The sequence below is a fragment of the Sulfitobacter sp. EhC04 genome (assembly GCF_001650875.1).
GTDB lineage: Bacteria > Pseudomonadota > Alphaproteobacteria > Rhodobacterales > Rhodobacteraceae > Sulfitobacter.
The window spans coordinates 210,266-236,271 of record NZ_LXYI01000008.1 but is presented as its reverse complement, the minus strand read 5'-3'; the positions used below and the strand labels follow the sequence as shown (position 1 = coordinate 236,271).

Here is a 26,006-nt window from a genome sequence, read left to right as displayed (position 1 = left end):
TAGCATAGCGTTCAGCCAATTGTCTGTCACGCATTTGGGGACAGCTATCTGGCCAAACTGGGGATAAAATGCTGCAAGGTCAACGCTACTGGATGGCTGAATGTCATTTAGAGCGGCCAAAAATAGATAAGGAAGAAAATTGAGGCAATGGCATGAATATGTTCTCTTTGCTTGACCAGGCGGCACAGCGGTTTCCTGATTTGGGGGCCGTTTTTCGCGGTAAATGCCAAGAACTAACATTCGCAGAGCTGCATCAGAGATCTCTGAAGCTTGGTGCCGGGTTGCGCAATAGTTATGCCGCAGGCACCCGCATTGCCATCTATTCGGAAAACGTTCCCGAGTATGTGGAGGTAATGTTTGGCATATGGGCGGCGGGCATGGTTGCCACGCCGATAAACAGCAAATTGCATCCATTCGAAGCGGCAGATATCTTGGACGATGCGAGTGCGGAACTGGTCATCGTCTCCGATGGTAAACTGCAAGCGCTTGCCGATGCGATTGAGGACAGAGGCTCTTCGGTGTCCCTCGTCGGGATCGGTAGCCAGGGCTATCACGACCTTTTCGACAATTTGGCGAGTGCCGCGGCGCAGACCAAACCGGATCAGCTAGCCTGGCTCTTTTTTACCAGCGGCACTACCGGGCGCTCCAAAGGAGCGATGCTGAGCCACCAAAACCTCATGATGATGACGCTAAGCCACCTGGCAGATATGGATGATCCCGACACGCGGACAAGCTTGGTGCACGCGGCCCCGATGTCGCATGGTTCAGGGCTGTATATGCCAGCATATGTGGCACGTGGCGCTCGGCAGGTTGTTCCTGTCTCTGGCGGCTTTGACACCGAAGAATTCATGCAACTGTGCGAAGAACACCCCGGTGTGACTGCCTTTTTTGCTCCGACCATGATTCAAAGACTGCGCCTGGCCGTGGAAGCCGGAACGGGCAGGGCAGATGCCTTGCGCAAGATTATCTATGGCGGCGGGCCTATGTATCTGGGGGAAATAAAGCGCTCTCTGGAAGTTTTTGGCCCGGTCTTTGTGCAAATATATGGGCTTGGCGAAAGTCCGATGACAATCACCGGCCTGCGTTCGAGCGACTTCGGCAATGCGCATGACGACACGCTCGCTTCGGTGGGCTGGCCGCGCAGCGGTGCCGAGGTGAAGGTGGCCGATGCAGACGGTAAGCCAGTGCCGACCGGCGAAATCGGCGAAGTGATCGTTCGGGGGGGTGTCGTGATGCAGGGTTATTGGAACAATGAAGCTGCCACGGCGGATGCCATTCGCGACGGATGGCTATGGACCGGCGATATGGGCAGTTTTGACGCGTCGGGCACGCTGACTCTGCGGGACCGCTCCAAGGATATGATCGTCACCGGCGGGACCAACGTATACCCGCGCGAAGTCGAAGAAGTGCTGTTCACGCATCCTGATGTAGAAGAGGTCAGCGTTATCGGATTGCCGGATGAAGAATGGGGGGAGATCGTCGTGGCGGTGGTTGTTGCTGCACAAGGGAAAACTCCTTGCGAAGCCTCTCTGAACGATCTTTGCAATGCGCGGATCGCGCGTTTCAAACGCCCGAAGCGCTATGTTTTTATTTCGGAGCTTCCCAAAAATAACTATGGCAAGGTCGTAAAAAGACAATTGCGAGAACAACTGGTCCAAACGCAATAAGAAGCATTTGGACCAGTTGCGGGTCATCAGGCCACGCAATCGCCTTTCTTGGTCAGCGCATCGCGCACGCGCCCACCTGTCTGACCGCCGGGGATCTTCTCGGCGGCGCTGGACAATGGTATCAGTTTGTCCAAATCGACACCTGTCTCAACGCCCATTCGTTCGAACATCCACACCAGATCTTCGGTCGCGACGTTGCCCGTTGCACCGGGTGCAAAGGGGCAGCCGCCCAATCCTCCAAATGAGGCATCCATAATGCGAACGCCTGCTTGCCATGCTGAAAACACGTTGGCCAGCCCTAGCCCGTAGGTGTCATGTGCATGCAGAGCCCAGCGTTTCACATCCGGAAAGCTCTGACTTGCGTCGCGAAACAGTTGCCCCACCTGATCGGGAACTGCCTTTCCCGTAGTATCGCAGGGGCAAATCTCGGCTTCGGGCAAAGCCGGTGCAAGCTTTTCGATCATCCGCAGTGTCGCGTCGGACTCAATCCGTCCTTCAAATGGACAATCGAAAGACGTCGCCAGATCCAGCCGCATCTTTACGCCGTCAGGCAGTAGCGCGACAATTTCCAGATATTCATCCGCGGACTCGTCTGGATGACGCCGCACATTGTTGCGATTATGGGATTCGGACACGGAGAGCACAAAAACAAGATTTTGCGCGCCATGGTCCAGCGCCCGGCGGGCATATTTGGCATTGGGCACCAGAACCCGTGGGGTCACGCCTTGGATTCTGGCGCAGGCGGTCAGCAATTCCGGTGTGTCGGCCATCTGTGGCAGCGCGCGCGCACTGACGAAGGATCCGATTTCAATCTCGGTCAGCCCTGCCGCCACGAGCCTTTCAAGGTAGGCGATCTTTTCCTCTGTCGGAATAAACGGGCCAATGCCCTGAAACCCGTCGCGCGGGCCTACTTCGATCACCTTCAAACGTTCGTTCAGCATCAGATCACTCCGTTTGCAACTAATGTGGCGATGGTGTCTGCATCATAGCCAACTTCCGTCAGCACCTCTGTAGTGTGCTGGCCGATAGCGGGGCCGCACCACCTGACGTTTCCTGGGTCTTCGACGAAATGTGGTACGATACCGGGGTGCAGAACGGGTTTTGCAAACCGGGCATCCTCGACCTCGCGCACCATATTTCGCTGCCGGTACTGTGGGTCATTCGCGATCTCGGTCGCGCTGTAAATCCCGGAAGAAGGGATATCCGACTGCTCAAGAAGCGAAAGCAGCGAGGTGGATTCTTGCTGAGAGGTCCAGTTTGCGATGATGGCATCGAGCTCATCGACATTGGCGACACGGGTTGGGTTGCTGGCAAAGCGAACATCATCTGGCAGTTCGGGCGAGCCAATCAGCTCGCACAGGCGTTTGAAGATCGGTTCCGAGTTGCCAGCGATCAGCACCCATTTCCCGTCCTTTGTGGGGTAGGCGCTGGACGGTGCGGCCGTGGGAATGCGCGAGCCAGTGGGCTGGCGCACGTTCCCCAGCATACCATATTCCGGCAATGTGCCTTCCATCATGCTAAGAACAGATTCCGTAAGCGCAACGTCAATGGTGCGCCCCTTCCCATCGCCATTCGCCTGGTCGCGCTGCCAGAGTGCTGTAACCAGACCAAACGCTGCATAAAGTCCGGCCAGGGAATCCCCGATGCTGATGCCCGCCCGAACCGGGGGCAGATCACTTGTGCCCGGTGCATGGTCCGAAAGATACCGCAATCCCCCGATCGCTTCGCCGATGACGCCAAAGGCCGCACGGTCGCGATAGGGGCCGTCCTGCCCGAAGCCCGAAACATGGGTAACTATCAAACCTGGGTTGTCACGGCGCATGGTTTCATTGCTCAGCCCCATACGGGCCAGTTGGCCGGGACGAAAGTTCTCGACCACAGCGTCACAGTTGCGCAGAATATCCAAGACGATATCCGTGGCTCCCGGAGCTTTCAGGTTCAGCCGCACAGAGCGCTTGTTGCGCCCATGTACCGACCACCAGAGCGAATTGTCATCAACGGACGCACCCCATTTGCGCACCGGATCGCCCCCGTGCGGTTCTATCTTGATCACATCCGCCCCAAGGTCTGCCAGCAGGCGAGTACAAAACGGAGCAGCTACAAAGTGGCCGATTTCCAGGATCCTAAGCCCGCTCAGAGGGCCGGAGGCTTGGTCTGTTGTCATGATGGGTAACCAGATCTTGTCTTGAGGAAAATTGTAGGTGGGGTTTGACCGGGAAGGGTAGAGCGAGGGTTCCCGGTCGGGTCTCAATCAGCCGACAGCAATCGCGCGAAGCGCGCCATGCGTTGCCCCTGACTGCGGGCAGCATTCAGGATGGTGTCCGGCAGCTTGGAAACACCAGCGGCAGTAAAGCTCAGCCCGTATGGGTTACCACCTGCTGCGCCAAATGCGCTGTCGGTGTACCCGTTGGGTACGATAACCGAGCCCCAGTGATAGAAGGTGTTGCACAATGCGAGCAGGGTTGATTCTTGCCCGCCATGCGCATTTCCGGCACCGCCAAAGACACTGACGGGCTTGTCCTGCAACTTGCCTTGGGACCAAAGCGGCCCGGTTTGGTCAATGAACTGTTTTATCTGCGCTGCGGGTAACCCGAAGCGGGTCGGCGTTCCGAAGATCATACCGTTGGCCCAGTCCAGATCTTCCAGCGTGGCCTCGGGGATGTCCTGCGTCTCGGTCAGGTGATCGCGCCATTCCTTTCGGCTGTCGATCGCCGCGTCAGGTGCAGTCTCGGGCACCTTACGGATGCGAACCGTGGCCTGTTCTGCGCGTGCGCCTTCGGCAACGGCGTTAGCTAGCGCATGGGTGTGGCCTGTGCTGCTGTAATATACAATTGTAATATTGGTCACCTGTGGCTCCTGAAATTTTGTCTGCGACGGATAGGGGTAGAATAGATGCGCAGATGTTTGGGCATGAACCTGTGAGAAGGGACAGAGATTGTCCCTATCGTGGGTGACCAGTGGTTTCACTGGGCAGAGTAACGTCAAACTTGGAAATTTCAGGCAGGAGCGACGATGTATCAGGAACCGTTTGAACTTGAATTCAACTGGCTTCACATTCAGTACGAAGAGAGCAGTCAGTTTCAGGAGACCTACGGGTTTGCCGGAAACCAGGGTGCAGTGAACCTAGAGGGAATTCTTATTCGGCCCAAGGGTGTCACTTCAAAAACGCTGTGCATCTTCATGCATCCGGCTTCGACTTTGCAACTCCTGCCTGTGCCTCGGTCTTTGGCAGCACGCGGCGTTCATGTCCTGTGCGCGGCCAGTCGTTATGCAAAGAACGATACAGCCTTGATCCTTGAAAAAGTCCTGTTCGATCTGGGTGCTTACATACGCCACGCAAAGGAAGTGCTTGGTTATGAAAAAGTAGTGCTGGTCGGCTGGAGCGGCGGCGGCTCGCTGACGTTGATGTATCAGGCGCAGGCTGAAAGCCCGACCATCACGCAAACCCCGGCAGGCGATCCTGTAGATATCAAGGGAGCTGGGCTGATTCCGGCGGACGCACTGGTTTTCCAGGCGGCTCACATCTCACGGGCGCAGCTTTTGCTGGATAATATCGACCCGTCAGTTCTGGATGAGTTCGATCCCGACAAGAGGAATCCGGAACTGGACATTTACAACCCTGCCAATCCGAACCAGCCGCCTTACAGCGCCGATTTTATTGCGGCCTACCGCGTGGCGCAGCGCGCAAGGATTGATAAAATTCGCACGCGCGTTCTTGAGACACTTAATGACCTGAAATCGCGCGGCACCGCCGAGCTTGAACGTCCTTTCGTGACCCATCGCACTTTTGCAGATCCACGGTTTTTGGATCCGACGCTGGACCCCAATGACCGCAAGCCGAGGTGGAGCTACGTCGGCAACCCCGAAACAGCCAATACGGGGCCCGTTGCATTGGGTCGCTTTGCAACCTTGCGTGCCTGGCTTTCACAATGGTCAATTGAAGACACGAATGCTGACGGTGTCCGCAATGCCGCCAAGATCTCAGTGCCGTTGCTGGCCATCGAAAACAGCGCAGATGATGCGGTGCCGCCCTATCACACACCTTCAATCTATGCGGCCGCCGGAAGCGAGGACAAGACCTATCATGTGATTGAGGGGGGCACGCACTATTATGCAGGTCAACCGGATCACCTTGAAAAAGTAGTGGCGAAGCAGTTGAGCTGGTTGAGCAGTCATTCGTTGTTCGATGTCTGAAACAGCACACCTCCCCGCAGATATGAACAGGAGCACCACATGAATTCCGCAATCGTTGGCTGGCATCACTTGCCGTTTGGCAAACATGCCGATGAAACAGTTGAAACCATGATCAAAGCCGCCGCAATGGGTGCGCTGGAGCATGCCGGATTGGAACCGGGGGATATCGACGAGATTGTCCTGGGCCATTTCAACGCAGGCTTCTCGCAGCAAAGCTTTACGGCAAGCCTTGTGCTGCAAGCGGACAGCGGCTTTCGCTTCAAGCCGGCCACCCGAGTTGAAAATGCTTGCGCCACGGGTTCCGCAGCAGTCTACCAGGCATTGAAATCCATCGCGGCGGGTGAGGCCAAGACGGTTCTGGTGGTCGGAGTCGAGAAGATGACCGACTCCAAAGGCCCCGAAGTTGGAAACAACCTTCTAAGGGCGTCATATCTTCCCGAAGAGGGCGACATCGCCGGAGGGTTTGCCGGTGTGTTTGGCAAGATTGCCTCGGCGTATTTCCAAAAGTATGGCGACCAGTCGGACGCTCTGGCGCGGATCGCGGCCAAAAACCATAAAAACGGGGCATCAAATCCACTTGCGCAGATGCAAATAGACCTCGGGTATGAGTTTTGCAGGACGGAAAGTGAAAAGAATCCCTTTGTTGCCGGGCCTTTAAAGCGCACTGACTGTTCTCTTGTGTCGGATGGCGCTGTGGCCATGGTGATTACCAATCAGGACACCGCACAAACCATGCAGCGTGCAGTTGCGTTTCGTGGCACGGCACACTGCAACGATTATTTGCCGATGTCCGGACGCGATATCCTGAAGATGGAAGGGTGCACACGCGCCTGGCAAACCGCGTTCGACAGATCCGGCACCAGCCTAGATGATCTTTCCTTTGTAGAGACCCATGATTGTTTCACCATTGCCGAGTTGATCGAATACGAAGCGATGGGCCTTGTTCCGGCGGGACAGGGTGCGAGCGCCATTCGCGACGGGCTTGTTGATATGGATGGGAAACTTCCCGTGAACCCGTCGGGAGGCCTGAAAGCCAAGGGCCACCCCGTCGGAGCGACCGGTGTTTCCATGCACGCCATTGCCGCCATGCAGCTTTGCCAAGAGATGCCAGACCCGATTCAGATCCGTGATCCAAAGCTTGCAGGGGTGTTCAACATGGGCGGCACCGCAGTCGCCAACTATGCCAGCATTCTAGAGCGGATTCGCTAAAGGGTCCCACTAAGGGGGACATATACCTCTCAGGGAAATCCCTATCTTCTTCATAAATATCGCTGACCTAAAATTTGAGGAACTGACTATGTCCAAAACTGATGTTCAACCGTCAAAAGCTCCGGAAATCCGCAATCCCGGCCTGACGCCAATGATGCTGAATCATGCTGCTTGGGTGACGCATGATGTCGAGGCCACCTATAATTTTTACACCCGCATCATGGGTATGGAAATCGCCAGCACGGTCATCGACGATTCCGTCCCGTCGACCGGCGACGAGTTTCCCTATTTCCACATATTCTTCAAGATGAAGGATGGATCAACCTTTGCCTTCTTTGAGGCTCCAGGCCTGCCTGCTCCTGCAAAGTCGACACACCCGGCCTATGATGTCTTCACGCACATTGCGCTCGAGGCAGAATCCAAAGATGTCCTGATGCAATGGTACGATTGGCTGTTGGCCAATGACATTGACGTAGTTGGGCCCACCGATCACGGGATCATCTTGTCGATCTATTTCTTCGACCCCAATGGGGTTCGACTGGAGATCACTGTTCCGTTGGATGAAAACTGGAACAACCATATCGAAACCGCGGAGCAAGATTTCAAATTGTGGACAACAGCAAAGCGGCAGGCAAAAGAAGAAGGTCGGGACGTGGTTCAAGCCATGGTCGAACTCGCTCAGAAGCGTCGTGCAGAGAGAAACCTGGCTGGCGAGGGCCACTGACGGCCCGTTAGCATACCATCTTTTCAAAACCAGAAAAACGGGCGAACGATCGCCCGTTTCTTCGAATTAGGCTGAAGCATGAAGAATGTCGTCGTCATCGGCGCAGGGCAGGCTGGTTGTTCTGTTGTAACGCGGCTCCGTGGCAACGGGTTTGACGGGTCAATCACCTTGATCGGGGAAGAACCTGTTGTACCCTATCAGCGTCCCCCCTTGTCGAAAAAATACCTTCAGGGAGAAATGGAGCGCCCGAGACTTTTTCTACGGCCAGAGAAATACTATTTTGACAACAACATTGATATCCGCCTCAACCAGACGGTAACGGCGATCGACCGTGACAATAGAACAGTGCGTTGTGGTGAAAACACGCACAGTTACACCGACCTGGTTCTGGCCACTGGTGCCAAACCTCATCGTCTTCCCCGTGCCAGTGGGGGTGAACTACAGAATGTCTTTTGCGTACGGACACTGAAAGATATCGACCAGATGAAACCAGCGTTTCGTCCCGGCGCGCGGCTTTTGGTCATTGGCGGAGGATATATCGGCTTAGAGGCCGCTGCCGTAGCGGCAAAAACAGGGTTGAAGGTGACTCTTGTCGAAATGGCCGAGCGGATATTGCAGCGGGTGGCGGCAAAAGAAAGCTCTGATTACTTCCGGTCTTTGCACAAGGGGCACGGGGTCGACATACGTGAAGGCGTGGGCGTAACGCGGCTGTTGGGAGACACGCAAGTAACAGGTGCCCTGCTGTCCGATGGTTCCAAGCTGGAGGCCGACTTTGTGATATCGGGGATCGGCGTGGCCCCAGCGACCAAACTGGCCGAAGACGCCGGTTTGGCGATTGAGAACGGCGTCCGCGTTGATGAATTTGGGCGCACATCGGATGCAAACATCTGGGCGGCCGGAGATTGTGCGTCTTTCCCATATCAGGGCTCTCGTGTTCGGCTGGAAAGCGTGCCAAACGCGATCGACCAATCTGAATGCGTGGCAGACAATGTTATGGGCGCTGAAAAAGAGTATGAGGCCAAACCTTGGTTCTGGTCAGACCAATATGATGTCAAATTGCAGATTGCAGGGCTGAACCAAGGATATGACCGTGTTGTTTCCCGGACAACGGACAACGTCAGCAAATCGTTCTGGTATTATCAGGGAGAACGGCTGCTTGCCGTCGATGCCCTGAATGCTCCACGTGACTACATGGTCGCCAAGCGTTTGATTGAAAGCGGAAAATCACCTGTGCCAGAGTTGGTTTCCAATTTGGAGACCAATCTGAAAGCGTTGCTGCAAACATAGCCTCAAGATTATCCGATCAGGTGCATTGGGGGCTACATACCGTGCCATGCGGCTCCCAGCGAAATGGCACAAGATGTGGCTCTATCCGCTGCGCGGGTTGCAGGTGGATCACCCCAACCGGGTCTCGGCGGCAGGCACCACTTGCCTGCCGACACGCAAGGGTTTCCCGTATCTGGTAGAGACCAAGACAGAGTTCACCTGACGACGGTCTTGGGAAACGCAGTGGCAGGCGGAGATGGCCATCTTCGAATACCTGAACGGGTTCAGAAATCCGCGACGCAGAAACTCAGCACTTGGGTGGAAAAGCGCCGTCGCTTCCGAACGAAAGCTCGCCTAAACGAGCACATGGAGCGGCACAAAAATGTGACAGGTTCAGCGGGCGTCGGACAGTGGATCGAGTTCTACAACCGAAAGCGCGCCCATTCGGCCCTTGGCGGAAGGCCGCCATCCGTGGTCTAATGACTGAGCAACGAAACAGCTACGGCGTTTCACGTATACCTTGAGCCACTCCTTTTCGCCGAACACGTTGAAGTCTATGGTTTCGGGCAACGTTAGGTGACCCGAGTCTTGCGCGAGGCCCTCTAATCCCAAGCAGCAGGCGCAGAGAATAGCTTACCCTACGCGGAAACCTGACCAGGGTTTGGAGTGTATCTCGCTGCAACGAAGTTTTGTACCATCGGGGGGGGATATGCGTCGGCAAGATATTTGTTAACTTAAAAATACTTGCGGCTTTGCATGAATTTGGGAGAATTAAGATGAAGTTGTTCAACAAGATTGCGAGCGCGATTGCCGTTACAGCGTTATCGGCTAGCGTCGCGTTGGCTGAAGAGCCAATCACGCTGCGGCTTAGTAACTGGATTCCAGGGGGTCACCCCATGTCCAAATATCTGGACGAATGGGCAGCTTCGATCGAAGAGCGGTCGGATGGCCGAATTGATATTGAGACCTATCACTCGGGGCAACTGGGCTCGATGCCTAAGCACTATGATATGGTGCGCAAGGGGGCCGTCGATATTGGTCTTATCCTTGATGGCGCTACAAGCGATCGGTTCCCGTTGGCGATGCTCATCGACATTCCTTTTCTTGTAGATAACGCCGTGCAAGGGAACATGCTGGTCAACAAGCCCGAGCTGCGAACCTATCTCGACGCGGAGCACCGCGGCGTCAAAGTCTTGTTCATGACAACAAACCCGCCAGCGCAAATTTACACCAAAGGCCATCCGATCAATACGCCGGACGACCTGAAGGGGCTGCGCATGCGGTTTCCCACCGAAGCCGCAAAACTCTGGCTTGAGGAAATGGGCGCTACGGCTGTTGGTATTCCCTCAACAGAGATGGCGGAAGCGCTGCAAAAGAACGTCATCGACGGCCTGATGATTGACCATGGTTCGGCCGGCATTGCGTTCAAGCTTGGTGGGATGATTACAGATGCAGTTGAGCTGAATGCTTACATTTCAAATTTTGCTTTGATCATGAACCCAGACAGCTACGAGAAAATCCCCGAAGATCTGCGGGTTTTGTTCGATGCGATGCCAGATGGTTTTGGGAAGGATCTTGGTTCCCGCTGGGACGCCACCACGAAAGTTGGCAAGCAGATGCTGGTGGACGGCGGCGCGAATGTTGTCACGCCTACTGGCGAAGCGCGAAAGGCATTTGAAGACGCGGCCGAAAGGGTGCGTGACAAGCTGATTGCCGAACGTGAAGAGGCTGGGTTGCCCGCCGCTGAGGTCTACGAGCTGATGCAGCGCCTCGCAAAAGAAGTGCGGACTGAGGCCAACGCCGAATGAGTGAGCCTGAAAATCCCATTGTCAGGCAACCACTCGCGCGAATCGCCATTTTGGCGGTTCGCGTTGTTACCGCGGTTGCGCTGTTAGCAATGGTCGGAATAACGATTTTTGATGTTGTGGCTCGAAACTTCGTCGGGTTTGCAATGACCGGAGTTATTGAGATTGTAGAGCTCTCTCTGGTCTGGTTCATCTTTCTCGGTATCGCCCTGGCTGCCGCGTTCAATGTGAATATCGTCATAGATATCATTGATTTTGCCGTTGGAAAAAAGACTTCTGACGCGTTGAAGATGTTCGCAAACCTGATCAGCCTCGTGGTGTTCGGTTGGTTGGCTCATCTGGCCATCGAAGAATACCTAGACGTATTGGATTGGGGCGACGCGACGGTCGACATCGGCATACCGGTTACATGGTATTGGGCAGGCATAATATGTGGTTTTGCCCTGGCAACCATTTTCTGCGGCGCGCACTTGATACAGCAAATGGCCACATTCTTTAGCCATTTTCGAAATCAGCGATAAAATAGGTGTAATCTTGACTCCTGAATTCCTGGGCGTAGTTGCCGCACTTCTGTTAATCTTCATGATTGCCATCCGAATTCCGGTTGCAATTGCACTTTTTGTAACCGGATTTGTCGGATATGCCGGATATGAAGGGATAGTGCGAACGTCTGTTGTATTGTCCGCAATCCCGGCAGAAATGCTGCGTGGTTACTCACTCTCTGTCGTGCCATTGTTTGTGTTTATGGGCGCAATTGCATCACGCTCAGGCCTGTCGTCCGGTCTGTATGATGCAGCACGGGCGATGATGGGATCGCGGTCGCGTGCAGGACTGGCCAATGCTACGATTGTGTCCTGCGCCTTGTTTGGATCAATTTGCGGCTCCTCCGTTGCGACCGCAGCCACAATGACACCCATAGCAATTCCGGAGATGCGCGCAGCCGGCTATTCAACACGGCTTGCTTCCGCAGCAGTTGCTGCCGGAGGTACGATCGGCATTCTGATCCCACCGTCGGTCATTCTCGTCATCTACGCACTTCTGGTCGAGGAAAGCGTGCCCTCTCTGTTCGCGGCGGCGTTCATTCCCGGTATTCTGCTGACCCTGTTTTGCATCGTCGTCGTCAAGGTGATGGTCGCTTTCAATCCTTCTTTGGGTGGGAATGCTGCCGAACCGCTGACGCTGTCGGAACGCTTGCGTATGGGAGCAGGCATTTGGAAGATCGGAGTGATTTTCCTGGTTTCTCTCGGAGGGATCTATCTGGGTTGGTTCAGCCCCACCGAAGCTGCTGCGGTCGGCTCTGCATTGGCGCTGATTATCGCGGTGTTTTTTGCGGATTTTTCTTATCAAAAGCTGTTCGAAGCCATGGACGAAACCATTCGCACAACAGCGATTCTGTTCTTGATCTTCATGGGCGCATTGATGTTCAGCCGGTTCGTCGCTTTGTCAAAGCTTCCCGTGCATATCGTGGACATCATCCAGAGCTGGGGGCTGGCTCCTTGGCTGATACTTACTGTCATCGTCGCCATCTATCTGGTTCTGGGATGTTTTCTGGACACTGTGGCGATGATACTTGTTACAGCGCCCGTTTTTCTGCCGGTTGTCGAAAGCCTTGGATATAACGCTGTCTGGTTTGGTATCCTGATTGTAGTTGTCGCTGAAATGGGATTGATCACACCACCCCTCGGCATGAACATCTTCGTTATTCGAGCCCAGATGCCGGATATTGATCTGATTGAGATTATTCGGGGTGTCTTACCCTTCCTCTTTGCACATTTGGCGCTTGTGATCGCTCTGGTCACCTTTCCGCAAATCGCGAATTGGTTGCCCGATCTCCTTATGAACTAACCCGTGAAACGGTTTGCATGCATGATCGTTGGGATACAGGCAGGGGAGTTTCAAGCCGCACCTCACGCCGTTCCAACATACTGAAAAAGATAACCTACTGGAGCTGGAAATGCAGAATCCGAGTGCAAACGACCTCAGTACCGGCTTGAGCCATGCGGCCGCCACCGAAGCATCTTCGCTTCTTCACAGTGCCTGGACGAGTGGGTCAGTATTGGAGGAGTTACCAGCCGGATCTCGGCCAGCTACGCGCGAAGATGGATATTTTATTCAGTCCATTTTCGCGAAGCGTAGCGCCTTGCCAATTCATGGCTGGAAGATCGCCGCAACAAGCGTTGAAGGCCAGCGGCACATCGGCGTCGACGGGCCGATGGCCGGCCGAATCTTGTCCGAGCGAGTTGTGCCTGATGGCGGCAATATTCCATTCAGTCCCAATCGTATGGCAGTCGCTGAAGTCGAGTTTGCCTTTCGCATGGGAAATACCCTCGCCCCCAGAGATGAGCCATTTGTCTTGGACGAAGTCCTGGACGCAGTTGCCACTGTTCATGCTGCAATCGAGGTTCCTGATTCACGATATGTCGATTTCGCTTCGGTAGGCGCGCCTCAGTTGATTGCCGATAACGCTTGCGGGCATTTTTTTGTGGAAGGGCAAGCAACTGACACTGACTGGCGCGACCTGGACCTTTCTAAACACAAAGCCTCTGGTAAAGTCGAAGGGCGTTCAGAGTTTCAGGGCGTTGGAAGCAATGTTCTTGGTGATCCGCGGCTCGCTTTGCTTTGGCTTGCAAATGAACTTCGAATGCTGGGGCTCCCACTGGAAAAAGGGCAGATCGTTACCACAGGCACTTGCATGGCTCCACTGTCGGTTCAGCCCGGAGATAAGGTAATTGCAGACTTTGGGAGTCTCGGGAAGGCGTCGGTGCAATTCGATTAGGTGTCCGGCGTGGCTGACAACACTCGAATGGGCTGATTCTGAAATTCCGCTACTGCCTGAAAACCAGTGCTTGAGTGAAACAATCGTACTTCACGATTTTTGTTTTTTGGCGCTGTTTCCGGCACTCCTACAACGTCTTGTCTCGACGTAAATAAGAATTCTAAAGACTCCGAAAAGGCAAATGAATGGCTGACATAATTTCTCGCGAATTTGAACCGCTCCGCGAAGTGGAACGAAAATGGAATGCCGCGTCGTTTCCGTGGGTTCCTGCTTCGCTAAGCATGATATACCATGCCGATGCAGTCTTTTTTGGCGGGAGGACTGAACACTATTGCGGACGGGATCGGATCAAAAGTTACTTCGAAACGTATAACGAGATGTTCAATGCAGCATCTTTACGCCTTGTGCGACAGACCTTTGTGCCGATTGAAGACAACGCTGTCAGTTATCAGGGTTTTGGCGAATTTGACTTTCATCTGAATGACGGCAGGGTGACTCATGCAACACTTCGGACAAGCTTGGTGCTAAAAAACGACCCGGCAGACGGCTGGATTATTCTACTGCATCACTTTTCGCCAATTCCTGAACGCCCGCCGGTTCCAACCTAAACCCTATCACAAAGTAGAAAAGGCAGTTTTGGTTGCCGTTTGGTTAGATGCGTCGGTTCATCTCTGAATGGACAGTGAGCATGGCTATTATCAGGTCGTCTGCTGCTCTATGGGGTTGAATGTCCCTCTGGTGTGGGACTGCGTTTTTGGCCGTCTTAATTTAACAACAACAAGAAGACATAGGATCAGTCTGGGCCGCGTGAGTGCAAGCGCGGCCTGTCCGAAATGGTGCTTTCCTTAGCTGGAGAATGCGAATCTGAAAGCTGCGTCTGATGAGCGCCTAGATCTTATGAATTCATGTGCGAGATGTCATTTCCCAAAGACCTCTCGCGAGAAGTATCAATGAAAAACGAGAGGAATATGAATGACCGCCAATATGAACGCAGGTGTTGCGACCGAAGAGGGTATTGAACTTCGGGAAGTGGCGCGACCGAAACCTACTGCCGAAGAAGTTCTGGTAAAGGTCGAAGCGGCAGGCATGAACCGTGCGGATCTGGTCGCGGCAAAAGGGCTCTATGGCGGCAAGGAGTCGCTTGGAAAGCCGATTGGTATGGAATGGGCCGGCGAAGTGATCGAGGTCGGTTCAGCGGTACGGGATTTCAAACCCGGTGATCGTGTTATGGCCTCGGGCAGTGGTGGGTATGCCGAATATGCCGTCTCCGACCATGCCCGCACAGTCAAGATCGGCACGATGGACGCATCGCGTGCTGCCAGCCTGCCACTTGTGATATTGACCGCCTACGATGCTGTCGTCCTGAACGGAGGCTTTCTCAAAGGGCAGAGTATTCTAGTACAGGGTGCAAGCTCTGCGGTCGGCCTTATGTCGATGCAAATTGCGCGTCATATCGGGGCCAACGTCATCGCGGGGACGTCTTCGAATGAGGGCCGTCGTAACCGTTTGCCCGAATTCGGGGCAACACTGGCAGTCGATGCCAAGCAAGAAGGATGGGTTGAAGACGTACTCGCCGCCACAGACGGCAAGGGTGTGGACCTGGTGGTCGACATGGTCTCGGGCAACACGATTAACCAGTCCATGCAGTGCACCGCAATCTCCGGACGCATTGTCAATGTCGGGCGCCTAGGTGGCGCGCAGTCGGACTTTGACTTCAACCTGCACGCGCTTCGGCGCATTGAATACCGTGGTGTTACATTCCGAACACGCTCCGTTAGTGAAGTCCGTGAAATTGCACTTCGCACCCATGAAAATCTGTGGGATGCGCTGCAAACCGAGCGTCTCGGCCTGCCTCTTGATCGCACGTTCGGTCTTTCTGACGCGAAGTCGGCGCTTGGATACATGGACGCAAACGCACACTTCGGAAAGATCGTGTTGATACCTGGATCTTGATTCCATTTGCGAAGGCTGGCGCTTTGAAAAGCGCCAGCCAAGAAGCCGTCACCAAACATCATGCGTGAAGATTTTCTGCCAGATATATTCTCTGGCCGCGATGTCGAACGTGGGCGGAAATTTGGCGGCTCTCAAGTCCAATATTCAGAGGGAATCGAGCCGTGCTGACACGGTTCGATCAATTTATTAACCTGTGAACGCTGTGTTACGGTTTTAGAATAAGTGAGCCGGAATAACGTGCGGCTTCGGCATCCCTGTGGGCATCAGCAGCGTCTTTCAGGTCATATACCTTTTCAATTCGTGGTCGCAGAACGCGCTTATGTACAAGCTCAAAGAGTTCTGCTGCAACCTTGCGCAGCGCGTCTTTTGTTCCGATATGCCCCGTGACGCCCGCGCGCGCCACACTGAGCGAACGCACCGCCAATAGCTGGACGTCGATCGGCGCAACAGGACCCGAAGCATTGCCGTAATTGATGGCCTTCCCGAACTGGCCCAACAAAGGGATCGACGCGTGAAACGTATCCTTGCCAACGCCGTCATAAACGGCTGTCAGCCCTTCGGGTGCAAGGCTGGCGACCTCTTTGACAAAATCTGTTTCCCGGTAAGAAATGATGTGATGGCACCCATTCTGCTTGGCAATTTCGGCTTTCGCAGGTGAACCCACGGTGCCGATAACCGTAGCGCCAAGGTGGTTGGCCCATTGGCACAGCAACGAGCCGACACCGGAGGCAGCAGTATGGATCAGGATCTTGTCACCTGCATTGGGAGTATGCAGCTTGTTGATAATCAACGAAGCGGTACTCCCCTTCAGGAGAACTGCTGCGGCCTCTTCGAAACTCACTCCGTCCGGAATTGAGACAAGCCGATCCTCGGGAACTGCGCGCCGTGTGCAATAGGCACCGGTATCCTCGAAGAACTGACCGTGCATCCCGCCATAAGCAACAGGGTCACCGGGTTTGAAATCCGTGACCGCATCCCCGACAGCCTCAACAATTCCAGCGGCTTCATTGCCAAGACCCAGAGGAAAAGAGACCTCAAGCCCGTTACGGATCATTTTATAGAAACCACCCCGGCGAACGTTAATATCCGAAAAGTTCAATCCAATCGCCTGATGATGCACAAGCACCTCATTTGGCGCGAGTTCCGGGACTGGAACGCTTTCCAAACGCATGACCTCGGGACCACCGTTCTCGTATATCAGTATGGCATGGTTCGGCATGATGATCTCCTTTGATGTGGCAGTGATCCGGTACTAGGCGGAAAGTTTCTCGGGTGTTCCAGAACAAATGTCTGTCCCTACGAGGCGTGACATAGGGGCGTTGGGCTGTTGATTTTCACCAAAACGATCCAACGCAGTTGTTATCTTCTCCGCGTCAAGAAGGTGCCACTGCTTTTTGCCCCCTAGAGGCCGTTCCGGAAATCGGAACGGTTGGGACAGGTGGATTTCCCATACAACATCAGCCGGATGATGCGAGCGCGGAGAAGGCCATGTCAAGACGGCCACGCCGGTACCGGTGATCGACGTGATGTCCCTGCACGCCGAGATCGCAGAACTGGCGCTGGAGAAAGATGCGCGCAGGGCCTGCGCCGCCCCATTGGGGCCACGGTCCTGCAATGATGTCCGGTGTGCTTTTGTCATTCGTCGCTCAGTCTTGTCTCTGTCATGTTCGACCATGATGCTTGGCCTGGTGACCGCGGTCGGGCTGCGGGCGGTTGCAAAAGGACACAGGCATCTTGCAACACGCTCAATACCGCCGCTCGCACGCCTATTCAGCAGCGATTTCCCTGTGCAGATCAAGCGCGACCAACGGACCGACCACATCTGTGCTATCTGTCGCCGTAATACGGAACCAGATGGTATAGAGCGCAGGGAGGAACAGCAGGATCAGTACCGTCCCGGCCGCCGTCCCGCCGATCAGCGTGTAGGCCATTGACCCCCAGAAGACGGAGTGGGTGAGAGGGATGAAGGCCAGCACAGCGGCCAGTGCCGTCAGGATCACGGGCCGGGTGCGCTGTACGGTTGCCTCGATCACAGCGTGATACCCGTCAAGCCCGGCGATCCGGTTTTCCTTGATCTGTTCGGTCAGGATCAGTGTGTTGCGCATCAGGATGCCAGCCAGACCGATCAGCCCCAGTATGGCGTTGAAACCGAAGGGTTGGTTGAAGGCCAGCAGCATGGGTGCCACGCCGACCAGGCCAAGCGGGGCGGTCAGCACGACCATTGTCATCGTCGAGAAGGAACGCACCTGCAGCATGATGACGATCAGCATGGTGGCGATCATCACTGGGAAGACCTTGACCAGCGCGGTATTGGCCTTGGTCGCTTCCTCGATGGATCCCCCCATTTCGATGCGATACCCGGTCGGAAGCGCTGCGATCAGCGGTTGGAAGGCTGCCATGATCTCTTTGGATACCTCGGGAGGCTGGGTCGCTTCGTTGATATCCGCACGGACCGTGATGAAGGGTGTGCGGTCGCGGCGTTTCAGGATCGGTTGTTCCAGACGGATTTCAGCATGACCGATCTGATCAAGCGGGATCGACTGGCCGTCCCGGCTCATCAGCGAGAAATCCGCCAGCCGGTTCGGATCCAGCCGCTCCTCGCCAGCGCTGCGCGCCACCACAGGGACATTGCGGATGTCCTCGCGCACCTGCGTCACCGGAATGCCGCTGAGCAGGAACTGAAGCTGCAAGCCCACCTCGGCGGGCGAGAGACCGATCAGGTTCAACCGATCCTGATCCGGAACAAAGCGGAGTACGGGCACCCGGTCGCCCCAGTCGCGGTTGGCCTGGCGCACGTCAGGCACGCCGCGCATGATGTCGAGTGCCTGTTGCGAAATGTCGTAAAGTTTGTCGGGATCGGGTCCCAACACCCGGAATTCGACAGGGAAGGGGGTATAGGGACCGAACACGAGTTGGGTGGCGCGCACAAAGGCTTCGGGCGCGAGTCCCTCGGACAACGCCGCGCGCAGCCGGAGCTTCAGCGCATCTCGGGCCTCGGCATTCGGGGTCAAAACGACGATCTTTGCAAAGGCCGGGTCGGGCAGTTCCGGCGACATGGCGAAGAAGAACCGCGGCGCGCCCTGGCCGACATAGCTGGTGACGATCTTGGCTTCGGGCTGGTCTTCGAGCCATTGTTCGAGCTTTTCGGTTGTGGCCGTTGTGGTCGCGATGCTGGTCCCTTCCGGCAGGCGGACTTCGACCAGCACTTCGGGGCGGTCCGAGGTCGGGAAGAACTGCTGTTCGACCCCGCCCATCCCGATCACCGACAGCGCAAAGGCAATGCCGACGATGGTGCAGGTGACGAATTTGTGACGCACGGCAAAGACGATGACCCGCCGCAGGCGCTGATAATTCGGGGTGCCATAGATCGCGTGATGTCCGCCGGGTACAGGCTTGATCTCCGGCAGCATCTTGACGCCCATATAGGGCGTGAAGACCACCGCGACAATCCAGGAGACAACGAGCGCAAACCCCACCACCCAGAAGATATTGCCGGCATATTCCCCGGCGGTCGAGCTCGCAAAGCCTACCGGCAGAAAGCCGGCGATGGTCACCAGCGTTCCCGACAGCATCGGCGCAGCCGTATGGCTCCAGGCGTAGGCAGCCGCCTTGATACGGTCCATGCCCTCTTCCATCTTCACCACCATCACTTCGATGGCAATGATGGCATCATCGACCAGCAGGCCAAGCGCCAGAATCAGCGCGCCAAGGGTGATGCGGTCGAAAAACCGGCCGGTTTCCAGCATGATCAGGAAGACCACGGCGAGCGTCAGCGGGACCGCAGCCGCTACGACGATACCGACACGCCACCCCATGCTGATCAGGCTGATGATCAGAACGACGCTCAGCGCCATTGCGAATTTCAACATGAACTCGCTGACCGCCGAATTGATGTTGACGGCCTGATCGGAGACCTTGTCGAGCGTCATGCCAAGCGGCAGCGTCCGGGCGATTGCGTCGGTCCTGTCGTCCAGCGCCTTGCCAAGCGCCAGCCCATCCCAACCTTCCTGCATGACCGCGGCGAGCATGATGGTTGGTTCGCCCTGCCGCCGGATGAGATATGTGGGCGGATCTTCATAACCGCGGCGCACATCGGCGATGTCGGATAGTCTCAACGTTCGCCCACCGGCGACGATCGGCGTGTCGGCGATTGTCTGAATGCTGTCATAAGCGCCATCGACCCGGATAAAGACCCGTGGCCCCGCAGTGTCGATCGTGCCCGCCGGCGTAACGCTGTTCTGCCGTTGCAGGGCAGCGACGATGTCCTGGGCCGAGACCCCGAGTGTGGCCAGCTTGGCATAGGAGAATTCGACAAAGATCTGCTCGGGTCGTTCGCCGAGAATATTGATCTTTTTTACTCCGGGGACATGCAGCAAATCCTGGCGGATTGCCTCGGCCTGTCGCGCCAGATCGCGCATCGGCAATCTCTCGGCTTTGAGCGCATATAGCGCAAAACTGACGTCTGAATATTCATCGTTGACGAAGGGGCCGTAAACGCCCTTCGGCAGGTTGCCGGCCTCATCGCCAAGTTTCTTGCGCGCCTGGTAGAATTCTTCCTGTACGACAGAAGGCGGTGTGGAGTCCTTGAGCGTGACCGTCATAAAGGCAAAGCCCGGTCGTGTGGTGGTCTCGACCCTGTCGTACCAGGTCAGCTCCTGAAGCCGCTTTTCCAATGGTTCGGCGACAAGGTCCTGCATTTCGGCGGCTGTCGCGCCCGGCCAGGCCGTCGTGACCGTCATGGTCTTGATGGTGAAACTGGGGTCCTCAGCACGCCCGAGATTGAAAAAGGCAAAAATGCCGGCGGCCACCAGAAGCAGGATGAAGAACAGGGTGACGGCACGTTCGCGCACGGCGATCGCGGAAAGGTTGAAGGTCATGCTCAGTTGCTTTCACTTGCGGATTCGGGCCTGACGCGGGCACCTTCTTGCAGGAGATGGGCGCCAAGCGCGACAACCCGGTCCTGCGGGGTAAGCCCGGCGACCACTGCGGATTCGTCGGTGATACGGACAATCCGGACAGGGTGGAGATGGACGGTAGAGGTGGTCCCGTCCAAGATCCAAACGCCGGTCTTTTGACCGTCGTCATGCAGGGCGCCGAGCGGCACCTGGACTTCCGACTGCTCGGCCTTGCCTTCGATGCTTAGGGTCACCGTCGCGCCCAGCGGCGCAGCGCTGTCCTCGCCGTCCAGCACGTAGCGGGCTTCATAGGTCCGGGTCCGGGCGTCGGCGGAATTGGACAATTGCCGCAGATGCGCCGTGTAACCTCGCCTGTCGCTGCCATAGAGATTAACTTCGGCCGCCGAGCCAATCGCTGGCCGTATCGTTTCAGGAAGCGAGATCACCGCTTCACGCGGGCCGGCCTGAGCGAGCCGGACCACGGGTTGACCGGCGGCGACGACTTGCCCCGGTTCGCCCAGCGTTTCAAGCACCGTTCCATCGGCATCTGCCAGAAGGACGGCATAGGTTGCTTCGTTTCCGGCGACCTCCGCGTCAGCTTCTGCGGCGGCCAATTGCGCCTCGGCGGTATCCAGCGCGGCTCTGGTCTGTTCATAGCGCTGGCGGGGGACCCAGCCATCCTTGAGCAGCGCGGCGTAGCGTTCTTCATCGGCCCTTGCCTGCACCACAGCTGCCTGCGCCGCCGCGATGGCAGTGCGTTTGGCGGTAAGCGCAAGGCGAAGGTCGGTGTCATCAATACGCAAGAGCGGCTGGCCGGTCTTGATCTCGTCACCAACGCTCACGAGCCGGTCCACTATCTTGCCCGGCACGCGAAAGCCCAGATTGCTTTCGACCCGCGCGCCGATGATGCCTGTAAAGCCGCGCTCATTCGTGGTCACCGGCGTGGCCTTGACCAGCCTGACGATCGGGGGCGCTTGCCGTGCATCCGTCGCCGCCTCGGCCCGGTGAGCGGGATCGGGCAGAATGTCGAATGCGACCGCACCGGCCCCGGCGATCACGATAGCCCCCAGTGCGAAAACGGTTCTCTTCTTCATGGCATCGCCTCATAAATTTTAGATTGTGTTCGACTTCTATATTGAGTATAGGTGTCGAGTGCAATCTAAAATGAATGGAGATCAACGATGCGCGTAGGCCGTCTTCAGGTTACGGAAAACCGCGAAACCGTAATGGATGTCAGAGCCACCTGTTCCGGCAACGTGGCTTTAACGGCATTGGCCTCAAGGATTTGATGCCGGATGCCGAGCTGACCCTGGGCGCCTTTTACAAGCAACTAAAATCAAAGGAGGATCTCGCAGTGCAGACGTCCTGGCGTGCGATGCAGATCACAACCCATCGCTGGTCGAAAGCGGCCGCCGCAAGGCCTGGGTATCCGCTTGGCGCGGTTTTCGACTTTGACCCCAGCATGGATCACCAGGCCGAAATGATGAACAGTTTCCGAAACGTCGCCCTCGGTGCGGATGCGGCCCGGCAGAACTCCGAGGTGCGCAGGTCACTCAACGTCGGGCTTCGGGATCATCTTAGGATGTCTGAAGGCTTCATCGAGCGCGCAAATGACAACACGTGAGGGTGATGGCCAGAACCTGCCGCCCAGTGACGTTACCGCCCGCCTCACGCGGGCTCCTATCAACAAAACTCAAGAAGGTAATAAAATAGATGAAAAACACCAATCCTGCCGTCGCCCTGGTCACCGGGGCCTCCACCGGAATCGGATATGCGACAGCCAAGGCCTTGCAAAAGGCCGGTTACCGGGTGTTCGGCACCAGCCGCGGCGCTACCACCGCGCGCACTGACGGATTCACCATGCTGAACTGCGATGTCACGGATGATTCTTCGGTGGCGGAGCTGGTTGAGCAGGTGCTGGCTGCTGCCGGGCGCATCGACCTGCTGGTCAACAATGCTGGCGTCGGACTTATCGGCGGCGCTGAGGAATCCTCCATCGCCCAGGCTCAGGCGCTGTTCGACGTGAATGTCTTTGGCACAATGCGCGTGACCAATGCCGTGCTGCCGACAATGCGCCAGCAAGGTGCGGGCCGGATCGTCAATATGAGCTCGGTCATGGGGCTGATCCCTGCGCCCTACAATGCGATCTATTCCGCCAGCAAACACGCCATCGAAGGCTATTCCGAGTCGCTCGATCACGAATTGCGCACCTTTGGCATCCGGGTGACCTTGGTGGAGCCCAGCTATACCGATACGCCGTTCGAGGTGAACAAGAGCACACCCGATCAACCGCTTTCGATCTATGATGCAGCGCGCAAGCAAAACGTCGCATTCATGATCAAGAGCTGCGAAAAAGGTGACCCCCCCGAAGTCGTTGCCGAGACCGTGCTGAAGGCGGCCAGCGCCGCCACGCCCGACCGCCGCTACCCGGCAGGCAAGATGGCGCGCCAGGTTCGCATGCTGCGGCGCTTTGTCCCCGAAGCCGCTTTCGACAAGAGCCTGCGCAAACAGGCGGGTCTGCCGGTGTGACCGGCGCGACCCCAGGTCTCGGCCCAAGCGACGAACCCCCAGCAGCAGAATAAAGAAAGACCAGTCGATGACAAACCTGTCCACTCACCCTGCTTCTGCGTCTACGGATCCAGTGCCGCCGGGTGTACTCGCTGGCCCGATCATGCCAACGATGCTGCGCCTGGCAGTGCCGACAATCCTGGTGCTAGTTGTCCAGACACTTGTCGGAGTGGCCGAGACCTATTTCATCAGTTTTCTGGGAACCGATGCCTTCGCTGGGGTCACGCTGGTCTTTCCGATCCTCATGCTGATGCAGATGATGTCCAATGGCGGCATCGGCGGTGGCGTCGCTTCCGCCGTGGCGCGCGCGCTTGGTGCCAATCGCCGGGCCGATGCGGATGCTCTGGTCTGGCACGCGATCATCCTCGCCTGCTGCTTTGGCGTACTTTTCACTTTGGCGGCACTTCTGTTCGGCCGGGTGATCTATCAGGCGATGGGCGGTACGGATGCGACGCTGGTGGCGGCGCTGACCTATTCCGGCATCGTCTTCGCCGGCTCTGTCCCGATCTGGATCACCGCCCTGCTGTCATCGGCTCTGCGCGGTGCCGGCAATGTGGCGGTGCCAGCCTTTGTGATCATTTCCGGTGCGGTCATCCTCGTTCCGCTGTCGCCGGCCCTGATCTTTGGTTGGGGTATATTTCCGCAACTCGGCGTCGCCGGTGGCGGGGTCGCTGTCGTCATCTACTATATCGCCGCTGCTCTGACGCTGATCCTCTATCTGCGGTCGCCGCGCAGCCTCCTGAATCTCAGGATCGTTCCCCTGCATTTTCGCCTTTTCAAGGATATACTTGGGGTCGGCCTCCTCGCGGCGCTCGGTACGATTCAGGTCAACCTCACGGTGACCTTCGTGACCGCCGCTGTCGGCGGATTTGGTGCGGCCGCTATCGCCGGCTATGGCATTGCATCGCGGATCGACTACCTCCAGATTCCGGTGATCTTCGGTCTTGGCACCGCCATGGTGACCATGGTCGGCATCAATGTCGGTGCCGGGCGGATGGCGCGGGCGCGCCGCATCGCCTGGACAGGGGCCTTGTTGGCCTTCGCAGCAACCGCGACCGTCGGCGTCATTTCCGCAATCTTTCCGCATGCTTGGATGAGCTTGTTCAGCGCTGATCCCCAGGTGCAGGAGCTGGGCGCCCTCTATCTGCGCCATGTGGCGCCGACCTATGGCTTCGTCGGGCTGGGTTTGGCGCTCTATTTCGCCAGCCAGGGGGCCAAGCAGGTGCTGTTTCCGGTGCTGGCCGGCACGGTCCGTATGGTTGTCGCCGCGTTTATCGGCTGGGCGTCGGTGACATGGTTCGGAGCCGGTGCTGCGACCCTGTTCCAGATCGTCGCCTTGTCCTCGGTGGCCTACGGCGCACTCACCGTTGCTGCCGTTCTCGCGGCCCGCTGGGAGCGCCCGTCGAACATGCAGCCGCTGGTCCCGGTCGAAGGCAGCAGTTTGCTGGGTTGATTGAAAATATCGGTTCGGCAGGGCCCACCAACATTTCCGAATTGAATGGCATGCAGCGCAGCAAGATGTCCTGATGCGCTGCGTGCCAGACCCGGCGGCCACCCGGCATTGCGATCCTGATCTGGGGCCTTCCGGGGTTTCTGGGGCAGTCGCGACCTGCGACGTTAGCACCACGTCATTACCGCCGACTTTGGGCCGCACAGCGAGGCACCACAGGCGGCCATCGCCCGAGAGCGAAATTGTCGTGCTGCTGCCGATCCCTGCGCAGGCGTTGTTCCAGCCGGTAAAATGCGGCATCACAACTCGCAGGATAGGTTTGTACGCAACGTGTTTCTGTCGGATGGCAAAAGGGCAATGCGGAAGGCTACGCGCTTTCCCTCTCCACCAACTTGCCGATGAAATGGCATAGCTGGTCGCTGTCCGCCGTCCCTTTCAGAACCTGCACCAGCCCCTCGGCCATCGCCGACAGGGGTTGGCGATAGGTGGTGATCCGGTAATTGGCGCTATCAGCCTGGGGAATATCGTCAAACCCGGTGACAGCGATGTCCTGTGGCACGCGAAGTCCCATCTCGGTGCGGATCGCATCCATCGCTCCCAGGGCGAGGGCATCATTCTCGCAGACGATGACATCGGTGATCTCCTGCGCCGTGCGCCCGGCGAAATGGCTGACAATCCGATCATAGGCGAGCTGCGGGTCGTAGCGCGCCACCGAGATAAATTCAGGGGTCGTCGAGAATGTGTCGTGCCATTTCGTCAGGAAGGTCTCCTTGCGTCCCAGATGTGCCGAAGATGTCTGCGGGCCGGCAAGGAACAGCGGCCTGCGATAGCCTTTGCCAATGATATAGTTTGCGATCTCGTTCATTGCGGCACGGTCGTCACAGCAAATGGAGATCGTATTGGGGTTTTCGGAGGTGCGGGCAAAGACGATCAACTTGCGCACCCGTCGGGCACCGAGGGCAGTTGCGAGGCTGCGGTCAGTGAACTGGCTGCCGATCAGCACCGCGGCATCCACCCGCCTTTGGCTCGCGTTGAGGAGTGCGGCGGAAGTATCTTCTTCATCAGAGGTGTTTACCAGCAACGTGTCCCACCCGTTCTTGCGAAGGAACCTGGTAAGCCGTTCAAGCATGACGAGTTTATGCGGATTGGCGAAGTCATCGATCAATAGGCAAACCATATTGCTGCGGTCCGAAGCGAGACTTGATGCCAGCAGATCTGGTACGTAACCAAGCTGCTTTGCAGCTCCCATGACTTTTTCCCGACTCTTTTGCGAGATGGAAGCGTCTTTCTTGAATGCGCGATTCACTGTCCAGCGCGACACGCCAGCCCGTTTGGCGACGTCGTCGGCAGTTACCGTTTCATCTCGCTTGTCGACGTCAGGCTCTCGCATTGTGCACTCCTCTAGGACGATACTAGTGGTGATAAGTTTGGTTATCCACTAAAAATGCTCGCGCGTGCAAAAAACTCTTGCACGCGCGAGCAAATCACTGATACCAAAG

22 protein-coding genes and 1 pseudogene are annotated in these 26,006 nt (G+C 56.7%); 16 read left to right on the top strand and 7 right to left on the bottom strand.

All coding sequences use genetic code 11. From position 1 onward, the window contains the following. Positions 1–152: 152 nt before the first annotated feature. Positions 153–1,667: an AMP-binding protein gene (locus A8B82_RS04055; protein ID WP_067288509.1), complete on the top strand. Its 1,515-nt coding sequence runs from the start codon at positions 153–155 to the stop codon at positions 1,665–1,667. Positions 1,668–1,693: 26 nt separating this feature from the next. Here the strand turns inward: A8B82_RS04055 and A8B82_RS04050 are convergent, their stop codons facing one another. The 3 genes from A8B82_RS04050 to wrbA form a co-directional block, all read right to left on the bottom strand. Beyond that, positions 1,694–2,608: a hydroxymethylglutaryl-CoA lyase gene (locus tag A8B82_RS04050; RefSeq protein ID WP_067288507.1), complete on the bottom strand. Its 915-nt coding sequence runs from the start codon at positions 2,606–2,608 to the stop codon at positions 1,694–1,696. Further along, a complete protein-coding gene (locus A8B82_RS04045; RefSeq protein ID WP_067288506.1) occupies positions 2,608–3,831 on the bottom strand; it encodes a CaiB/BaiF CoA transferase family protein in 1,224 nt (407 codons plus the stop codon). Before A8B82_RS04045 ends, A8B82_RS04050 begins: the two co-directional genes overlap by 1 nt. Before the next feature lie 83 nt (positions 3,832–3,914). Continuing rightward, positions 3,915–4,514, bottom strand: a complete 600-nt coding sequence (gene wrbA / locus A8B82_RS04040; RefSeq protein WP_067288504.1) for an NAD(P)H:quinone oxidoreductase — start codon at positions 4,512–4,514, stop codon at positions 3,915–3,917. A gap of 165 nt (positions 4,515–4,679) precedes the next feature. Here wrbA and A8B82_RS04035 point away from each other — a divergent pair, with 165 nt between their 5' ends. The 12 genes and pseudogenes from A8B82_RS04035 to A8B82_RS03995 all read left to right on the top strand — a co-directional run bounded on the left by A8B82_RS04035 (position 4,680) and on the right by A8B82_RS03995 (position 15,594). Further along, complete coding sequence (locus A8B82_RS04035) at positions 4,680–5,861, top strand: alpha/beta hydrolase (RefSeq protein ID WP_067288502.1); 1,182 nt, start codon at positions 4,680–4,682, stop codon at positions 5,859–5,861. A 39-nt stretch (positions 5,862–5,900) separates the two neighbouring features. After that, positions 5,901–7,070 (top strand): acetyl-CoA acetyltransferase, encoded by a 1,170-nt coding sequence (locus tag A8B82_RS04030; RefSeq protein ID WP_067288499.1) that lies wholly within the window; start codon positions 5,901–5,903, stop codon positions 7,068–7,070. Between the two features lie 88 nt (positions 7,071–7,158). Continuing rightward, the gene (locus tag A8B82_RS04025; protein ID WP_201120735.1) at positions 7,159–7,794 is read left to right on the top strand and encodes a VOC family protein; all 636 of its coding nucleotides are present in this window, start codon (positions 7,159–7,161) and stop codon (positions 7,792–7,794) included. Positions 7,795–7,872: 78 nt separating this feature from the next. Beyond that, positions 7,873–9,081 carry an NAD(P)/FAD-dependent oxidoreductase gene (locus A8B82_RS04020; protein ID WP_067288496.1) on the top strand — a complete coding sequence of 403 codons (1,209 nt, stop codon included), beginning with the start codon at positions 7,873–7,875 and terminating at the stop codon, positions 9,079–9,081. Between the two features lie 73 nt (positions 9,082–9,154). Further along, positions 9,155–9,283 (top strand): hypothetical protein, encoded by a 129-nt coding sequence (locus A8B82_RS24655; protein ID WP_268873790.1) that lies wholly within the window; start codon positions 9,155–9,157, stop codon positions 9,281–9,283. Continuing rightward, positions 9,284–9,418: pseudogene (locus A8B82_RS24405) on the top strand (IS3 family transposase); the annotation flags it as partial. It abuts the gene before it with no gap. Between the two features lie 418 nt (positions 9,419–9,836). Next, positions 9,837–10,868 carry a TRAP transporter substrate-binding protein gene (locus A8B82_RS04015; RefSeq protein ID WP_082899119.1) on the top strand — a complete coding sequence of 344 codons (1,032 nt, stop codon included), beginning with the start codon at positions 9,837–9,839 and terminating at the stop codon, positions 10,866–10,868. After that, complete coding sequence (locus A8B82_RS04010; RefSeq protein ID WP_067288489.1) at positions 10,865–11,386, top strand: TRAP transporter small permease; 522 nt, start codon at positions 10,865–10,867, stop codon at positions 11,384–11,386. Before A8B82_RS04015 ends, A8B82_RS04010 begins: the two co-directional genes overlap by 4 nt. A gap of 13 nt (positions 11,387–11,399) precedes the next feature. Continuing rightward, entirely contained in the window at positions 11,400–12,710 is a 1,311-nt protein-coding gene (locus tag A8B82_RS04005; RefSeq protein ID WP_138069661.1) for a TRAP transporter large permease, read from the top strand. 109 nt (positions 12,711–12,819) lie between these two features. After that, positions 12,820–13,641 carry a 2-keto-4-pentenoate hydratase gene (locus tag A8B82_RS04000; RefSeq protein ID WP_067288689.1) on the top strand — a complete coding sequence of 274 codons (822 nt, stop codon included), beginning with the start codon at positions 12,820–12,822 and terminating at the stop codon, positions 13,639–13,641. A gap of 185 nt (positions 13,642–13,826) precedes the next feature. After that, on the top strand, positions 13,827–14,249 hold the full coding sequence (locus A8B82_RS23840; RefSeq protein WP_138069660.1) for a YybH family protein: 423 nt from the start codon (positions 13,827–13,829) through the stop codon (positions 14,247–14,249). Between the two features lie 364 nt (positions 14,250–14,613). Beyond that, positions 14,614–15,594 (top strand): quinone oxidoreductase family protein, encoded by a 981-nt coding sequence (locus A8B82_RS03995; protein WP_235604612.1) that lies wholly within the window; start codon positions 14,614–14,616, stop codon positions 15,592–15,594. Positions 15,595–15,799: 205 nt separating this feature from the next. Here the strand turns inward: A8B82_RS03995 and A8B82_RS03990 are convergent, their stop codons facing one another. The 3 genes from A8B82_RS03990 to A8B82_RS03980 form a co-directional block, all read right to left on the bottom strand. After that, on the bottom strand, positions 15,800–16,813 hold the full coding sequence (locus A8B82_RS03990) for a quinone oxidoreductase family protein (protein WP_067288485.1): 1,014 nt from the start codon (positions 16,811–16,813) through the stop codon (positions 15,800–15,802). Between the two features lie 547 nt (positions 16,814–17,360). Next, the gene (locus A8B82_RS03985; protein ID WP_067288482.1) at positions 17,361–20,471 is read right to left on the bottom strand and encodes an efflux RND transporter permease subunit; all 3,111 of its coding nucleotides are present in this window, start codon (positions 20,469–20,471) and stop codon (positions 17,361–17,363) included. 2 nt (positions 20,472–20,473) lie between these two features. Then, positions 20,474–21,583: an efflux RND transporter periplasmic adaptor subunit gene (locus A8B82_RS03980; RefSeq protein WP_067288479.1), complete on the bottom strand. Its 1,110-nt coding sequence runs from the start codon at positions 21,581–21,583 to the stop codon at positions 20,474–20,476. Between the two features lie 74 nt (positions 21,584–21,657). Between A8B82_RS03980 and A8B82_RS03975 the strand changes: the two genes are divergently transcribed. The 3 genes from A8B82_RS03975 to A8B82_RS03965 all read left to right on the top strand — a co-directional run bounded on the left by A8B82_RS03975 (position 21,658) and on the right by A8B82_RS03965 (position 24,510). Then, entirely contained in the window at positions 21,658–22,113 is a 456-nt protein-coding gene (locus tag A8B82_RS03975; protein ID WP_138069659.1) for a TetR/AcrR family transcriptional regulator, read from the top strand. A gap of 89 nt (positions 22,114–22,202) precedes the next feature. Beyond that, complete coding sequence (locus A8B82_RS03970; RefSeq protein WP_067288474.1) at positions 22,203–23,018, top strand: oxidoreductase; 816 nt, start codon at positions 22,203–22,205, stop codon at positions 23,016–23,018. Between the two features lie 142 nt (positions 23,019–23,160). Beyond that, a complete protein-coding gene (locus A8B82_RS03965; protein WP_201120734.1) occupies positions 23,161–24,510 on the top strand; it encodes an MATE family efflux transporter in 1,350 nt (449 codons plus the stop codon). A gap of 364 nt (positions 24,511–24,874) precedes the next feature. Here the strand turns inward: A8B82_RS03965 and A8B82_RS03960 are convergent, their stop codons facing one another. Next, on the bottom strand, positions 24,875–25,897 hold the full coding sequence (locus A8B82_RS03960; protein ID WP_067288469.1) for a LacI family DNA-binding transcriptional regulator: 1,023 nt from the start codon (positions 25,895–25,897) through the stop codon (positions 24,875–24,877). Positions 25,898–26,006 lie beyond the last annotated feature (109 nt).

Excerpts from the sequence above, each read along its gene's own strand:
- A8B82_RS24655 (WP_268873790.1), top strand. The coding sequence starts at position 9,155 with ATGTGGCTCTATCCGCTGCGCGGGTTGCAGGTGGATCACCCCAACCGG.
- A8B82_RS03990 (WP_067288485.1), bottom strand. The coding sequence starts at position 16,813 with ATGCCGAACCATGCCATACTGATATACGAGAACGGTGGTCCCGAGGTC.
- A8B82_RS03985 (WP_067288482.1), bottom strand. The coding sequence starts at position 20,471 with ATGACCTTCAACCTTTCCGCGATCGCCGTGCGCGAACGTGCCGTCACC.
- A8B82_RS04055 (WP_067288509.1), top strand. The coding sequence starts at position 153 with ATGAATATGTTCTCTTTGCTTGACCAGGCGGCACAGCGGTTTCCTGAT.
- A8B82_RS04025 (WP_201120735.1), top strand. The coding sequence starts at position 7,159 with ATGTCCAAAACTGATGTTCAACCGTCAAAAGCTCCGGAAATCCGCAAT.
- A8B82_RS03960 (WP_067288469.1), bottom strand. The coding sequence starts at position 25,897 with ATGCGAGAGCCTGACGTCGACAAGCGAGATGAAACGGTAACTGCCGAC.
- A8B82_RS04030 (WP_067288499.1), top strand. The coding sequence starts at position 5,901 with ATGAATTCCGCAATCGTTGGCTGGCATCACTTGCCGTTTGGCAAACAT.
- A8B82_RS23840 (WP_138069660.1), top strand. The coding sequence starts at position 13,827 with ATGGCTGACATAATTTCTCGCGAATTTGAACCGCTCCGCGAAGTGGAA.
- A8B82_RS03975 (WP_138069659.1), top strand. The coding sequence starts at position 21,658 with ATGGAGATCAACGATGCGCGTAGGCCGTCTTCAGGTTACGGAAAACCG.
- A8B82_RS03970 (WP_067288474.1), top strand. The coding sequence starts at position 22,203 with ATGAAAAACACCAATCCTGCCGTCGCCCTGGTCACCGGGGCCTCCACC.
- A8B82_RS04020 (WP_067288496.1), top strand. The coding sequence starts at position 7,873 with ATGAAGAATGTCGTCGTCATCGGCGCAGGGCAGGCTGGTTGTTCTGTT.
- A8B82_RS04015 (WP_082899119.1), top strand. The coding sequence starts at position 9,837 with ATGAAGTTGTTCAACAAGATTGCGAGCGCGATTGCCGTTACAGCGTTA.
- A8B82_RS03980 (WP_067288479.1), bottom strand. The coding sequence starts at position 21,583 with ATGAAGAAGAGAACCGTTTTCGCACTGGGGGCTATCGTGATCGCCGGG.
- A8B82_RS04035 (WP_067288502.1), top strand. The coding sequence starts at position 4,680 with ATGTATCAGGAACCGTTTGAACTTGAATTCAACTGGCTTCACATTCAG.
- A8B82_RS04045 (WP_067288506.1), bottom strand. The coding sequence starts at position 3,831 with ATGACAACAGACCAAGCCTCCGGCCCTCTGAGCGGGCTTAGGATCCTG.
- A8B82_RS04050 (WP_067288507.1), bottom strand. The coding sequence starts at position 2,608 with ATGCTGAACGAACGTTTGAAGGTGATCGAAGTAGGCCCGCGCGACGGG.
- A8B82_RS04010 (WP_067288489.1), top strand. The coding sequence starts at position 10,865 with ATGAGTGAGCCTGAAAATCCCATTGTCAGGCAACCACTCGCGCGAATC.
- A8B82_RS03995 (WP_235604612.1), top strand. The coding sequence starts at position 14,614 with ATGACCGCCAATATGAACGCAGGTGTTGCGACCGAAGAGGGTATTGAA.
- A8B82_RS04000 (WP_067288689.1), top strand. The coding sequence starts at position 12,820 with ATGCAGAATCCGAGTGCAAACGACCTCAGTACCGGCTTGAGCCATGCG.
- A8B82_RS03965 (WP_201120734.1), top strand. The coding sequence starts at position 23,161 with ATGCCAACGATGCTGCGCCTGGCAGTGCCGACAATCCTGGTGCTAGTT.